Raw genomic sequence first — 14611 nt, 5'->3', positions numbered from 1 at the left:
CCCCGACCCCGACCACACTGTCAGAGCATGCAGCGGTAGGGTGGAAAACGGCGTAGCCTTTTCCACGTGTGCTCTGGCTGCCCTACCCCGGCCCCAGCCAAACCGTCAGGGCATGCAGCACCAGCCCCACCAGGCCGCCCACCAGGGTGCCGTTGATGCGGATGAACTGCAGGTCCTTGCCGACGCTCTGTTCCAGTTGCTGGACCAGCTCGTCGGTGTCCCAGGCGGCCACGCGGGCGGCGATGTAGTCGCCGATGCGCTGGCGGTTGCGGTCGATGAAGGGCGGTGCCACGGCCATCAGCTGCTCGTTGATCCAGCGTCGCATGGCTTCGTCGCGACTCAGGGTGTCGCCCAGCTCGGCCAGCAGCCGGCCCAGGCGCCGGCGGATGCGCGAATCCGGGGCGGCGAGATCGGCCTGCAGCCAGTTCACCAGTTGGTCCCACAGCTCTTGCAGATAACCCGCCAGCGCCGGGTGTTCCAGCAGCCGGTCGCGCAGTTGTTCGCCGCGCAGGCGAAAGGCCGGGTCCTCCTTGAGGCGCTCGATGAAGCCGACCAGATAGCCATCGAAATGCCGGCGCAACTCGTGCTCGCGGTCATGGCTGATCTCGCCGATCAGGCGCGACACCGCCTGCACCACCTTGATCGCCGACCAGCGCCCGACCCGCTCGTCCAGGCCCAGGTACTTCAGGGTACGCAGCTCGCCGCCGATGGTGCGGGCGATCAGCGCCTGGGTGTCTTCGTCCTGCAGCAGGCGATCGATCTCCTGCAGCACCTCGTCGAGCACCGCCTGATGGCGACCGTCGGCGGTCAGCATGTCGAGCAGTTCGCCGGACAGCGCCGCCACGTCCAGGCGCTGCAGCCGCTCCACCGCTACCCGGCGGATGAAGGCCTGCACCCGCACTTCGCGCAGGGCTTCCAGGGAATAGCGGGCGACGCCGGTGGCCTGGCTGGCCACCGCGGCGGCGTTGTCCGGCTGGCGCAACCAGCCGGCCAGGCGCCCGGCGGCGTCCAGTTCCTCCAGCTTGGCCAGCACCTGGGGCGTGGCGAGGAAGTGCAGGCAGATGAAGTCCGACAGCTTGCGCCCGACTCCGGCCTTGTTGCGCGGGATGATGGCGGTGTGGGGAATCGGCAGGCCCAGCGGATGGCGGAACAGCGCGGTCACCGCGAACCAGTCGGCGATGGCCCCGACCATGGCCGCCTCGGCGAAGGCGGCGGCGTAGCCCCAGGCCGGATGGCTGGCCTCGAGGGCAGTGGCCAGGCAGTAGAGCGCGGCCGCTAGGAACAGCAGCAGCAGCGCGATGAGCTTCATGCGCCGGACCGGGGTGAGGCCGTCGCCGGAGAGTGTGGTCATGGAAGAGGGACAGTCCTCGCGCGGGATGATCCCAGCATCCTACCCCAGACTAGAGCCTGACCCAGCGCTCCTCCTGCGCCGACTGGCGCGCGGCCTGGGCCAGGCGTTCCACTTCCCAAGCTTCCTGGAAGTCGACACCGGTATGCCCGGGGTTGCCGCCCAGGGCCTCCAGCAGCGAGCGGACCTCCAGGGTCTTGAGTTCGTTGTAGCCGAGCTGGTGGCCAGGGGCCGGGCAGAAGGCGGCGTAGTCCGGCAGGTGCGGACCGGCCAGCAGGGTACGGAAACCGGCCAGGCCCGGACGGTCACCGACCTGGTAGAGGCGCAGTTCGTTGAGGCGCTCCTGGTCGAAGCTGAGGGTGCCGCGGGTGCCGCAGACCTCGAAGGCCAGACGATTCTTGCGCCCGTGCTTGAGCCAGCTGGTGGTCAGGGTGCCGCGGGCGCCACTGGCGAAACGCAGCAGCAGATGGGCCTGGTCGTCGATCTCAACCGTCCGGGTGCCGCCCTGGTGGGGCCGCTGGCCATGGGCGGTGTGCAGATCGGCGCAGAGCGCCGCCACCGGGCCGAGCAGGAAGCGCGCCAGCGACAGGATATGGCTGCCCAGATCGGCCAGGGCGCCGCCAGCCTGGCGGGTCTCGCAGCGCCAGGTGAAGGGCCCCTGGGGATCGCCCATGAAGTCTTCGCTGAATTCGCCGCTGAAGCTGACGATCTCGCCCAGTTCGCCGCTGTCGATTAGCTCACGCGCCTGCCTGAGCATGGGATTCTGCAGGTAGTTGTAGCCGACCCGGTTGACCACCCCGGCCTGGCGCGCGGCGTCGCGCATTTGCGTCGCCTCCTCCAGGCTCACCGCCAGGGGCTTTTCGCAGTAGACCGCCTTGCCCGCCGCCAGGGCGGCCAGGGCCATGGGCGCGTGCAGCAGATTGGGCGTGGTGATGGCCACCAGCTCGACCTGGGGATCGGCGATCAGGCTTTCCCAATCGCAGCTGCGGGTGAAGCCCCAGGCGTCGGCGCAGCGAGCGGCGCGCTCCGGATCGGCGTCGGCCAGGGCCACCAGCCGCGGGCGGACCGGGAGCGCGAAGCTGCTCGCCGCGTGATGGAAGGCCTGGGCATGGGCATGACCCATGAAGCCGGTGCCGATCAGACCGATGCCGATGTCGCGCATGTCGTTCTCCGTCAGGGGTGTAGAAAGACCCGGCCGGCCAAGCCAGTAGCCGACCGGGTAAAAGGGATGGCTTAGGGGTGGGGGCGCCCTCACCCCGGCCCTCTCCCAGGGGGAGGGGGGAAAAACGGTCGGGTGCTGGCTCGGCCCTCACCCCGGCCCTCTCCCAGGGGGAGAGGGGGAAAAACGGTCGGGTGCTGGCTCGGCCCCTCACCCCGGCCCTCTCCCAGGGAGAGGGGAAGGCGCCAGCCCTAGCGCTTGGCCTTGCGCTTGTTGCGGTACTGGTCGATGACCACGGCGACCACGATGATCAGGCCCTTGATGATGTCCTGGACGTAGGCGTCCACCCCGAGGAAGGTGAAGCCGCTGGCCATGGTGCCGAGGATCAGGGCGCCGATCACGGTGCCGGTGATGCGCCCTACCCCGCCCGCCAGGCTGGTACCGCCGATCACCGCCGCAGCGATGGCGTCCAGTTCGTAGGACATGCCCATGCCCGCCTGGCCGGTGGCGGCGCGGGCCGAGGCCACGACCCCGGCCAGGCCCGCCAGCAGGCCGGCGATGCTGTAGACGATGATCAGGTGCTTCTTGACGTTGATGCCGGAGATGCGCGCGGCCTGCATGTTGCCGCCGATGGCATAGGTGTACTTGCCGTACTTGGTGTAGCGCAGGGCGATGTGGAAGATCACCGCCACCACCAGGAAGATGATCACCGGCATGGCCCCGGCGCCGATGGCGGTGTAGTTGTCGGACAGCATGCTGATCGGCTGGCCTTCGGTGTAGTAGCGCGCCAGGCCGCGGGCCGAGACCATCATGCCGAGGGTGGCGATGAAGGGCGGGATGCCGGTGACGGCGATGATGCTGCCGTTGATGGCGCCGGCCAGCAGCCCCACCCCGAGGCCGGCCATGACCGGCACCCAGACCGGCAGGTCGGTCAGCGAGGGAAACACCGCCCGGCCGAAGTCCGAGCCCTGGGCCAGACTCGCCGCCACCATGGCCGACAGCGCCAGCACCGAGCCGGAGGAGAGGTCGATGCCGGTGGTGATGATCACCTGGGTCACGGCGATGGCCAGCAGGCCGATGATCGAGACCTGCAGGATCATCAGCACAAGGCGCTGGGAATTCATCAGGAAGCTCTGGTCACGCAGGACCCAGCCGAAGGCCTCGAAGGCCAGGCCGATGCCCAGCAGCACCAGCAGGATACCCAGTTCGGTGGGAATGCGGCGCCGCGGGCGCGCGCTGGGTAGCTCGGCGGTTTTCTTGTCCAGGAGGGCACTCATCTTGTTCTACCTCTTGTATGCCGGGAGCGATGGGCGCAGCCCACCGCGCGAAGGGTGCGCTAGTGCAGTACGGGATTGCCCGAGGCCAGGTGCATGACCCGCTCCTGGGTGGCTTCGCCGCGATCGAGAAAGCCGGTGACGGTGCCTTCGTGCATCACCATCACCCGGTCGCTCATGCCCAGGACCTCGGGCAGTTCGGAAGAAATCATGATCACCGCCAGGCCCTCGGCGGCCAGCTTGGCGATCAGCCGGTAGATCTCGGCCTTGGCGCCGACGTCGATGCCGCGGGTGGGCTCGTCGAGGATGAGGATGCGCGGCCGGGTCATCAGCCAGCGGGCGATCAGCGCCTTCTGCTGGTTGCCGCCGGAGAGATTGGCGATGCACTGGTCCAGCGAGGGGGTCTTCACCCGCAGTTGCTGGCGCATCTCCTCGCAGAGCTGGTCGAGGCGCTGCTGCTGCACGAAGCCGCCGCTGGCGAAACCATTCAGCACCGCCACCTCCATGTTTTCCCCCACCGACAGGCAGGAAAAGATGCCGGTGTCCTTGCGGTCTTCGGTGAGCAGCGCCAGACCTTTCTGGATCGCCAGATGAGGATCGCTCATCCGTACCGGCCGGCCGTCGATGCGGATCTCGCCCGCCGTGGCCGGGGTCACGCCGAACAGCGTCTCGGCGACATTGGTGCGCCCCGAGCCCATCAGTCCGGCGATGCCCAGCACCTCGCCGGCGCGCAGGTCGAAGGAGACGCCGGAGAACACCCCGTCCAGGCCCAGGTCGCGCACCGACAGCAGTACCTCGTCGCGCGGCGCGGTGCGCTCCGGGAACAGCTGGGTCAGTTCGCGCCCCACCATCATGGCGATCAGGCCGTCACCGTTCATACTGTCGGCGCGCTGCAGGCCGATGTACTGGCCGTCGCGGAACACCGCGACCTCGTCGGCGATCTGGAACACCTCGTCCATCTTGTGGGTGATGTAGACGATGCCCTTACCCTGGGCCTTGAGGTCGGCGATGATGGAAAACAGATGCGCCACCTCGGTCTCGGTGATGGCCGAGGTGGGTTCGTCCATGATCAGCACATCGCTGTCGTAGGACACCGCCTTGGCGATCTCCACCATCTGCCGCCCGGCGATGGACAGGCTGCCCACGCTGTCTTCCGGGTCCAGGGCGATGCGCAGTCGGTCCAGCAGCGCCTGGGTCTGGCGACGCATCTTGCCGTGGTCCACCAGGTGCAGGGCATTGAGCGGTTCGCGACCCAGCCAGATGTTCTCGGCGATGGTCATGAAGGGCATCAGATTGAGTTCCTGGTGAATCATGGCGATCCCCGACTGCAGTGCCTGCAGCGGCGTCTCGAAGCGCACCGGCACCCCGCGCAGCCGCACCTCGCCGGCATCGGGCTGGTAGATGCCGGCAATGATCTTCATCAGCGTCGACTTGCCCGCGCCGTTCTCGCCCATCAGCGCCAGCACGGTGCCGGGACGCACCCGCAGCTGCACGTGGGACAGCGCCTTGACGCCGGGAAACTCCTTGGTGACGTCGACGATTTCCAGCAGGTATTCGCCGGGCGCGGCCGTGGCCGCGGTGGCGGGAGCGACGGCAGGGGTGGCGGAACTGAGCATGATCACGATCTCCTCGCGGGCGCCGACCAGGCGGCGCGGGTCGCTGGTCAGTAGAGGGCGCTGGGCGAAGGGCTGGCCATGACGGCGCGGGCCAGGTGCAGGCAGGTATCTGGCGGACAGGCGATCGGAGACCTATGCAGGGACAGGGAGCGGGATGGCATGACGGCACCTTTTATTCTTGTTGAAGGGTGCGTTCGCCGGGGCGAGGCACCGCTGTACGTCTTGGCTTGCCCTCGACTCTATTGGAAAATAAATTCCAGTCAATATCTTTTTGGAATTTTTAGGTGATAATCATCGAGGGTCCGCAACCCGCCCGGCGCCGCTGGCAAGGCCCCAGATAGACAAACGGGCGGTCCGTTGCCGGACTGCCCGTTTGCTCTGGAAAGCCGTTCTGGCGCGGCGTCCCGCCCTCGTTCCAGGACGGCGCAGGCGCCTCAGGTCATTTGGTCATGGCCTGGAATTCGGCGACGTTCTCCGGGGTGATCAGGCGGAAGGGAATCAGCACGTTCTGCTCGCCGGGGGTCTTGTTGATCATCTTCAGCGCCGCATCGAGGGCGCCTTCCGCCTGGCCCTTGGCGTCCTGGAACACCGAGACCGTCACCAGGCCACGCTTGATCGCCGCCAGGCCGTCGGGCGTACCGTCGACGCCGGTGACCAGCACGTCCTTCCTGCCGGCCTGGCGCAGGGCCATGGCCGCGCCGATGGCCATCTCGTCGTTGTTGGCGAAGATGGCGTTGAGTTCCTTGCCGGCCAGCAGCCAGTTGCTGGTCAGGTCCATGGACTTGTCGCGCTGCCAGGCCGCGGTCTGCTCCTCGACGATCTTGATGCCCGGATACTTGGCCAGGACTTCCTTCACCCCGGCGGTGCGGTTGTGGGTGGAGTTGTTGGCCAGATCACCCAGCAGGATGGCCACCTGGCCCTTGCCGCCGAGCTTGTCCGCCACGTACTGCGCCTGCAGGCGGCCGGCTTCCTTGTCGTCGGAAGTCACCGCGACCACGCCCGCCGGCAGGGTGGGCTCGTCGGGGCGGCGGTTGATGTAGACGATGGGCACGCCGGCCTTGGTGGCGGCCTCGGTCAGGGTCCGGGTCGCGGCGGTGTCCACCGGATTGACGATGACCGCATCGACCTTCTGGCTGATGAAGCTCTGCACCTGGGTGAGCTGCTTGACCACGTCGTTGCGGGCGTCCTCGAACTGCAGCTGCACGCCGTCGGTCTTGGCCTTCTTGGTCATGTATTCGCGGACATAGGTGAGGTAGTTGTCGTCGAACGACGACATGGTCACCCCGACCTTGAGGTCCGCCAGGGCCGCGCTGCTGCCCAGCAGCAGCGACAGCGCCAGGGTGGCAAAGCGAGTTTTTTTCTGCATGGTTCAGGCTCCATTCGTGGGGTGACGATCAGCAAGGGGATCAGACGGGCGCAACGGCCAGGCGCACCTCGGGCGCCGCGCGGTCTTGAACCGGGCGGAGCCTGAGCGAACGCTGGAAAGACGCGGGAATCAGTGCGGGCGGTAGAACACCGCGGCGCCGGGCGAGGCGCAGAGCACGGCGCCGCTGCGCTCGTGGCAGAACAGCCGGCCGAGCAGGGCGAGCAGTCGGGAGGGACGCTGCACCTTGAGGCGGTGCACGGCGGCGAGGGCGAGACGGAAGGAATGCGTGGAGTGGTTCATGTGACGGCACCTATTATTGTTGTCGGGGCGCACGGCCCTGGTGACTCGTTTCTGCAACTGCTCTCGACTCTATTGGAAATTTAATTCCACAACAAGAGAGAAATAGAAATTTCATTCGACCTGTACGAATGACCGCCGCGCTCGCCCCTGGGCACCTGCCCGCGACCGCTCCGCTGCCTCTTCGAGGCCCTCTACCACCAGGCTTTCCCCCGTACGGGCACTCTGCCGCGCCGCCGCCAGGATCGCCTGGCAGGCCAGTGTTTCCTGCGGCGTGACCGGCAAGGGCGCGCCCTGGGTGAGGGCCGCCAGCCAGCCTTGGTAGAACAGATCCCAGCGGCCCCGTTCGCTCGGTACCCGTGAGCGCTCGTCGCCCACGCTCAGCCAGCCCCAGCGCTGATGCTCCTCGGCGCCCCAGCTGGCCTTTTCGCTGCGCGGGGTCCGCCCCTGGCGCAGGGCCGCGGCCTGGCCATCCAGGCCATCGACGCTATAGGCGCCCCGCTCGCCGACCACCCGCAGCCGCTGGGGACAGTTCTGCAGACCACTGCCCGAGAGGTGCGAGACCACCCCCGAGCGATGGCGCAGGGACAGGAAGAATTCCCGCTCCCGCGCGGGATCGCCACGGCGGAACTGCGCCTCGGCATAGACCCGTTCGACCGGCCCGAACAGCAGCAGCGCCTGGTCCACCAGATGGCTGCCCAGTTCGAGGAGCAGGCCAGCCTCGGCGCCCAGGCCCGCCGCGGCCAGATCGGTCAGTTGCAGGCGCGACTCGAAGAGGCGTACCCGGCCCAGGCGCTTTTCGCGCAGCAGTCGCGCCAGGGTGAGCAGGTCCGAATCCCAGCGGCGCAGCTGCTGGACGCAGAGCGGGACGCCCCGCCGTTCGGCCAGCGCCATCAGGTCCTCGGCCTCTGCCAGGGTGCTCGCCAGCGGCGCCGCGCAGACCACCGGCAAGTCCCGCCGCAACGCTTCCCGCACCTGCGCCGGACGTTCGCCGAGAGGCGTGGCGATCACCAGGCTGTCCACCCCGGCGGCGATCAGCCCGGCCAGGTCGGGATGGCCGGTGACGCCGGGATACGCCTTGGTCAACTCGGCATGCTGCGCCGGCGAGACTGTCACCACACCCACCAGTTGGACGCCCGGGGTGCTGGCGATCAGCGGCGCCTGCAGCAGGCGTCCGAGGCCGTCGTAGCCGACCAGTCCGATTCTCACGGCCGAGGCCTCCCGTGCAGGCAACACATCCCCGCGAGCGACCTAGGCGTAGAAAGCCGGTCGGCTGGGCAGGGTCACCGGCTCGATGGCGCCACTGTCCTGGGCCTTGATGCAGGCGTCGGCGGTGACCGCGGCGATGTAGCCGTCCCAGGACGACGGCCCGGTCAGCTGGCCGGCGGCGAGGTCGTCGATGAAGGCCTGCAGTTCCACGTCGTAGGCAGCGATGAATCTGTCCTTCCAGTCCATGAGGATCTCGTTGGACAGCCGCGCCTCGCTGCGCAGCTGCACCGAGGTCGGCTCCGGCAGGCGGGCGATGCCGCGCTCGCCGACGATCTCGCACTGGATGTCGTAGCCGTACTGGCAATTGACGAAGACCTCGACGTCGATGCGCACGCCCTTGGCTGTTTCCAGCAGCACCACCTGGGGATCGCGCAGGTGCTCGCGCGCCGCCGGCGCCTTGCGCGGAAAGACCACCTGGGCGGACACGTAATGATCGTCCAGCAGCCAGGCCAGCACGTTGATCTCGTGGATCAGGGTGTCGGTGATGGCCATGTCGGTGCTGTAGTGCTCGCTCACCGTGGGATTGCGGTGGGCCGCATGGATCATCAGCGGTGCGCCGATGCGATCGGCGTCGACCACCGCCTTGAGCTGGCGATAGCCGGCATCGTAGGGCCGCATGAAGCCCACCTGCACCAGACGCTTGCCGTGGGCCTGTTCGGCTTCGACGATGCGCCGGCAGCCCTCGGCGGTGGTCGCCAGCGGCTTTTCGCAGAACACCGGCTTGCCGGCGGCGATGGCAGCCAGCACGTACTCCTCGTGGGTCGGCCCCCAGGAGGCGACCAGCACCGCCTGGACGTCCGCCGCGGCGATCAGCGCATGGCCGTCGGCATAGACCTCCGCGGTGATGCCCAGCTCCTGGACCACCCGGGCGGCCTGGTCGGCGTTGATGTCGGTCACCGCCACCACGCGACTGCCCAGCAGGGTGTGGCTCAGGCGGCGGATGTGTTCGCGGCCGATGGCGCCGGTCCCGATGACACCGATGTTCAAGGTCATGACTTCATTCTCCGATTTGGACTTGTTATGGAGTGAGCGGCGCTCAGTATTGGCGGGCCTGGGCGGCGTTTTCCCTGAGCACCCGGGCGACGGCGGCGATCTTTTCGCTGGTGGAGACCTCGGCGCCGCCGACCCGCCACCAGGACAGGTAGCCGTGCAGCATGGTCTTGGGCAGCACCTTGATGTCGATCAGGGTGGAGACCGTCTGCCGACGGGCATCGACCAGGGCCGCTTCCAGCTCCTCCAGGGTGCGCACGCTATAGGTCTTGCAGCCGTAGGCGGCGGCGCTCATGGCGAAGTCCACCGGCACGAAGTCGCCGTCGAGCTTGCCGGTCTCCGGATTGCGATAGCGGAACTCGGTGCCGAAGCTGCCCATGCCGTGGCCGACCTGCAGGTTGTTGATGCAACCGAAGGTCATGTTGTCGAGCAGCACCACGTTGATCTTGCGCCGCTCCTGGATGGAGGTGGCCAGCTCCGAGTGCAGCATCTGGTAGGAACCGTCCCCCACCAGCGCATAGACCTCGCGCTCCGGTTCGGCCAGCTTCACGCCGAGGGCGGCGTTGATCTCGTAGCCCATGCAGGAATAGCCGTATTCCAGGTGGTAGGTGTTGACGCCCTTGCTCTGCCAGGCGCGCTGCAGGTCACCCGGCAGGCTGCCGGCGGCGGCGACGATGATGGCGTCGTCGTCCAGCCGTTCGTTGAGGCGGCCGAGCACCTGGCTCTGGGTCAGGGACGAACCGGTCAGACGGACGAATTCCTCCAGCACCGCGCGCGGCAGGTCGTCGTCGATCTCCGGCACGAAGTCGGCGCCGGTATAGCCGACCGTGTAGACCCGCTCCACCTCCTGACGATAGCGCTCACGCGCCTCCCCCACCTGGCCGTCCCAGCCGGCGCGGTAGTCGGTAGCCCCTAGCGCCTCGGTCAGGGCGTCGAGGGCTTCGCGGGCATCGGCCACCACGGCCAGGCCATCGAGCTTGCCGGCGTCGAAGGCGGCCACGTTGAGATTGAGGAATTCCACCTCGGGATGCTGGTAGAGCCACTTCGAGGAGGTGGTGAAATCGGTGTAGCGGGTGCCGACGCCGATGATCAGATCCGCTTCCCGGGCCAGCAGGTTGGCGGCCAGGCAGCCGGTCTCGCCGATACCGCCGACATTGAGTTCGTGGCTGGAGACGATGGCGCTCTTGCCGGCCTGGGTCTCGGCGAAGGGAATCTCGAAGCGCTCGGCGAAGCGCTGCAGGGCCGCGGCGGCGCCGGAATACTTCACCCCGCCGCCACAGATCAGCAGCGGCTTGCGCTTGCGCCTGAGCAGCTGCACCGCCTCCGCGATGGCGGCGACCACTGGCGGCCGGCGATCCAGGCGGTGCACCCGCTTGGCGAAGAAGTAGTCGGGATAGTCGTAGGCCTCGCCCTGGACATCCTGGGGCAGCGCCAGCGTCACGGCGCCGGTCTCGGCCGGATCGGTCAGCACGCGCATGGCGTTGATCGCCGCGCTCATCAGCTGCTCGGGGCGGTTGATGCGATCCCAGTACTTGCTCACCGCGCGGAAGGCATCGTTGGTGCTGATCGACAGGTCGTGGAATTGCTCGATCTGCTGCAGCACCGGATCGGGCTGGCGACTGGCATAGACGTCGCCGGGCAACAGCAGCAGCGGGATGCGGTTGGCGGTGGCGGTGGCCGCGGCGGTCAGCATGTTGGCCGCGCCCGGCCCCACCGAGGAGGTGCAGGCATAGATCTGCCGACGCAGCTTCTGCTTGGCGAAACCCGTGGCGGCATGGGCCATGCCCTGCTCGTTGCGTCCCTGGTGCACCACCAGCTCTCCGGCGTCCTGCTCCAGCGCCTGGCCCAGGCCGAGCACGTTGCCGTGGCCGAAGATGGTGAAGACGCCGGCGACGAATCTGGTCTCGACGCCATCGACGCTGAGGTACTGGTTGTCGAGAAATTTCACCAGGGCCTGGGCCATGGTCAGACGTTGGGTGCTCATGGCTTCTCCCCGGTCACTTGGCGGTGGGCATGCTGAATTCGGCGCCCTTGGCGATGCTGTCGGGCCAGCGCTGCATCACGCTCTTGTAGCGGGTGTAGAAGCGCAGGCCTTCCTCGCCATAGGCGTGGTGATCGCCGAACAGCGATCGCTTCCAGCCACCGAAGGAATGCCAGGCCATGGGCACCGGGATGGGCACGTTGATGCCGACCATGCCCACCTTGATGGTGCGGGCGAAGGCGCGGGCGATGCCGCCGTCACGGGTGAAGCAGGAGACGCCGTTGCCGAATTCGTGGGCGTTGATCAGTTCCACCGCGCTGGCGAAGTCCGGCACCCGCACGATGCCCAGCACCGGGCCGAAAATCTCTTCCCGGTAGATGGTCATCTCCGGGGTCACGCCGTCGAACAGGGTGGCGCCAACGAAGAAGCCGTGCTCGGCACCGGGCACCTTGAAGTTGCGGCCGTCGACCAGCAGCCTGGCGCCCTCCTCCACCCCTTTCGTGATGTAGCCCTCGACCTTGGCCTTGTGCTGGCCGGTCACCAGCGGCCCCATGTCGGCGTCGGCTTCCACGCCGTTGCGCACCCGCAGGGCATCGATGCGCGGCAGCAGTTTCTCGATCAGGGCATCACCCACCTCGCCCACCGCCACGGCAATGGAGATGGCCATGCAGCGCTCGCCGGCCGAACCGAAGCCGGCGCCGATCAGGGCATCGGCGGCCTGGTCCAGGTCGGCGTCGGGCATCACGATCATGTGGTTCTTGGCACCGCCCAGGGCCTGGACGCGCTTGCCGCGGCGGGTGCCTTCCTGGTGGATGTATTCGGCGATGGGGGTGGAGCCGACAAAGGAGATGGCCTCCACGTCCGGGTGCTGCAACAGCGCATCCACCGCCACCTTGTCACCCTGGACCACGTTGAATACGCCATCGGGCAAGCCGGCCTGCTTGAGCAGCTCGGCCAGCAGCAGGCTGGCGGAGGGATCGCGCTCGGAGGGCTTGAGGATGAAGGTGTTGCCGGTGGCCAGCGCCATGGGAATCATCCACAGCGGCACCATCACCGGGAAGTTGAAGGGGGTGATGCCGGCGCATACGCCCAGCGGCTGGCGCAGGTTCCAGTTGTCGATGCCGCCGCCGATGTTGTCGCTGTAGCTGGTCTTGGCCAGGTGTGGCGCGCCGCAGGCGAATTCCACCACCTCGATGCCGCGCGTCACCTCGCCCATGGCGTCGGACAGCACCTTGCCGTGCTCGCGGGTGATCAGCGCCGCCAGTTCCCGGTGGTGCTGGTCGAGCAGCTCCTTGAAGCGGAACAGGATGCGCGCCCGGCGCAGTGCCGATTGCTCGGACCACTCGGGAAAGGCCGCCTTGGCCGCCGCCACCGCCTGATCCACGGTCTGCGCCGTGGCCTGGGCGACCCGCCCCTGGACCACGCCCTCGGCCGGATTGAAGACGTCGCTGAAACGCTCGGCCTGGGTCGAGACCGCGCCGTTGATGTAGTGCCCGATGACGGGGGTGTCGCTCATGTCCTGATCCTCGTGTCCTGGGGTCGCCGCCACGGCGAATGCGAAAGGGGTTAGCGAGTCAGCAGCCACTCGTGCTGCGGATCGTTGTGGAATTTCCAGACGCGCCGGGGGCCGGCCATCACGTTGAGGTAATAGGACTCGTAGCCATAGGGCACGCTGACCGGGTGATAGCCGCGCGGCACCAGCACCACGTCGTGGTCTTCCACCGCCATGGCCTGGTCCAGGTCACGCTCGTCGGTGTAGACGCGCTGGAAGACGAAGCCCTGCCCCGGATCGATGCGGTGGTAGTAGGACTCCTCCAGCAGACTCTCCGCCGGCAGGTTGTCGCGGTCATGGCGATGGGGTGGATAGCTGGAGGAATGCCCGGACGGGGTGCGCACCTCTACCACCAGCAGCGAATGGGCCGCCGCCGTGTCCGGCAGGACGTCGCAGACATAGCGGGTGTTGGCGCCCTTGCCGCGGGTGGATCGCTGCATGCTCGCCGGCTCGATCAGCCGCGGTGGCAGCCGGTCCGCCACCAGCGGATTGCCGGGCGAGGTGCAGATGGCGATTTCGGCGGTGCTGTCGGCGGTCACCCGCGCCTCGCTGCCGGGCGGCAGGTAGGCGGCATAGGGCGAGACGTCTTCGAAGACGCTCTGGCGACCGGCCAGCCCACGCCAGGCGAAGGCGCCCAGTTGCGGATGCCCGCCCTCGATACTGGCGCCGCCGCTGAGCAGCACGATGCAGACCTCCAGATCGCCCGCCAGCACCGGCAGGGACTCCCCCGGTTGCAGGCGATGGGCGGCGAAGCCGACGTAGTCCAGGGCACCGGCCGGGACGCTGACGATGTCGCGGGCGCTACGGTCGGCTTTGACGAGCAGATTCATCGGATTCCTCCTCAGGCAGTGGCCTGCGCCACCAGCTGGCGCAGATGGTCGTAGCCCTTCTTGGCGTATTCGTAGGCCGGCGCCACGGCCGGGTCCTGTTCGGCTTCCACCACCAGCCAGCCTGAGTAGCCGGCGGCCACCAGCACCTTGAGCAGCGCCGAGAAATCGATGTCGCCGTCACCCGGCACGGTGAAGGTGCCGTTGAGGATGCAGTCCGGAAAGCTCCACTGGTGGTTGCGCGCCAGCTGCACCACCGCCTTGCGCACGTCCTTGAAGTGCACGTGGCAGACCCGGTCGATATGTTGCTGCAGCACGCTCAGGGGATCGCCACCGCCCATGTAGCAATGGCCGGCATCGAACAGCAGGCCGACGTCCGGAGAGGTCAGCGCCATCAGCCGGGCGATGTCCTCGGGCGCTTCCACATAGGCGCCCATGTGGTGGTGATAGGCCAGGCGCAGACCCTGGCTCAGGGTGAAGGCGGCCAGGCGATCGAGCTTCTCGGCATAGGCCTGCCAGGCGGCGTCGCTGTGGAAGCGCGGTCGCTCGATCAGCGGCCGGCGCTGCCCCTGGATGGAGCCGGCCACCTCGCCGTAGACCAGCACCTTGGCGCCGTTCTCGGCCAGCAGCCGGCAATGCGGACGGATCGCCTCGATCTCGACCTCAACATCCCGGTGCGCCAGGCCGCTGGAATACCAGCCGGACACCAGCTCCAGGTCATGCTGGCCGAGGACCTCGCCCAGCGCCTTGGGCTCGCTGGGAAACTTGCCGCCCAGCTCGAAGCCCTGGAAGCCGATTTCCTTGCCCTCGCGCAGGATGGTCGCAAGCGGGGTGTCGCCGCCCAGGGCCGGCAGGTCGTCGTTGGCCCAGGAGATGGGGTTGATGCCGATCTTGAGTTGTTGTGCGGTCATGTCGGAGCTGCTCGTCAGGAG

General features: G+C 67.8%; 12 protein-coding genes. All 12 read right to left on the bottom strand.

Annotated features, from left to right (window positions below):
- Positions 1–82: 82 nt before the first annotated feature.
- Complete coding sequence (locus OMP44_RS24610) at positions 83–1351, bottom strand: DUF445 domain-containing protein (protein WP_280311557.1); 1269 nt, start codon at positions 1349–1351, stop codon at positions 83–85.
- A 49-nt stretch (positions 1352–1400) separates the two neighbouring features.
- On the bottom strand, positions 1401–2510 hold the full coding sequence (locus tag OMP44_RS24605; RefSeq protein ID WP_133861580.1) for a Gfo/Idh/MocA family protein: 1110 nt from the start codon (positions 2508–2510) through the stop codon (positions 1401–1403).
- Between the two features lie 248 nt (positions 2511–2758).
- Complete coding sequence (locus OMP44_RS24600) at positions 2759–3784, bottom strand: ABC transporter permease (RefSeq protein WP_133861581.1); 1026 nt, start codon at positions 3782–3784, stop codon at positions 2759–2761.
- 59 nt (positions 3785–3843) lie between these two features.
- The gene (locus OMP44_RS24595) at positions 3844–5397 is read right to left on the bottom strand and encodes a sugar ABC transporter ATP-binding protein (RefSeq protein ID WP_133861582.1); all 1554 of its coding nucleotides are present in this window, start codon (positions 5395–5397) and stop codon (positions 3844–3846) included.
- A gap of 439 nt (positions 5398–5836) precedes the next feature.
- A complete protein-coding gene (locus OMP44_RS24590) occupies positions 5837–6763 on the bottom strand; it encodes a sugar ABC transporter substrate-binding protein (RefSeq protein WP_187980435.1) in 927 nt (308 codons plus the stop codon).
- Between the two features lie 129 nt (positions 6764–6892).
- Positions 6893–7063, bottom strand: coding sequence for a hypothetical protein (locus tag OMP44_RS24585; RefSeq protein ID WP_158896923.1), 171 nt, complete (start codon positions 7061–7063; stop codon positions 6893–6895).
- Between the two features lie 111 nt (positions 7064–7174).
- Positions 7175–8269 carry a Gfo/Idh/MocA family protein gene (locus OMP44_RS24580; protein WP_273861907.1) on the bottom strand — a complete coding sequence of 365 codons (1095 nt, stop codon included), beginning with the start codon at positions 8267–8269 and terminating at the stop codon, positions 7175–7177.
- A 42-nt stretch (positions 8270–8311) separates the two neighbouring features.
- Entirely contained in the window at positions 8312–9322 is a 1011-nt protein-coding gene (iolG, locus tag OMP44_RS24575) for a bifunctional inositol 2-dehydrogenase/D-chiro-inositol 1-dehydrogenase (RefSeq protein ID WP_133861585.1), read from the bottom strand.
- A 43-nt stretch (positions 9323–9365) separates the two neighbouring features.
- Positions 9366–11303: a 3D-(3,5/4)-trihydroxycyclohexane-1,2-dione acylhydrolase (decyclizing) gene (gene iolD / locus OMP44_RS24570; RefSeq protein WP_280311556.1), complete on the bottom strand. Its 1938-nt coding sequence runs from the start codon at positions 11301–11303 to the stop codon at positions 9366–9368.
- A gap of 13 nt (positions 11304–11316) precedes the next feature.
- Positions 11317–12816: a CoA-acylating methylmalonate-semialdehyde dehydrogenase gene (locus OMP44_RS24565; RefSeq protein WP_133861587.1), complete on the bottom strand. Its 1500-nt coding sequence runs from the start codon at positions 12814–12816 to the stop codon at positions 11317–11319.
- 50 nt (positions 12817–12866) lie between these two features.
- Complete coding sequence (gene iolB / locus OMP44_RS24560) at positions 12867–13682, bottom strand: 5-deoxy-glucuronate isomerase (protein WP_280311555.1); 816 nt, start codon at positions 13680–13682, stop codon at positions 12867–12869.
- A gap of 11 nt (positions 13683–13693) precedes the next feature.
- Positions 13694–14590, bottom strand: a complete 897-nt coding sequence (gene iolE / locus OMP44_RS24555) for a myo-inosose-2 dehydratase (protein ID WP_280311554.1) — start codon at positions 14588–14590, stop codon at positions 13694–13696.
- Positions 14591–14611: the final 21 nt, after the last annotated feature.

The sequence above is a fragment of the Pseudomonas flavocrustae genome (genome assembly GCF_029872515.1).
Taxonomy (GTDB): domain Bacteria; phylum Pseudomonadota; class Gammaproteobacteria; order Pseudomonadales; family Pseudomonadaceae; genus Chryseomonas; species Chryseomonas aestiva.
This window is presented reverse-complemented; position numbering and strand designations above follow the sequence as displayed.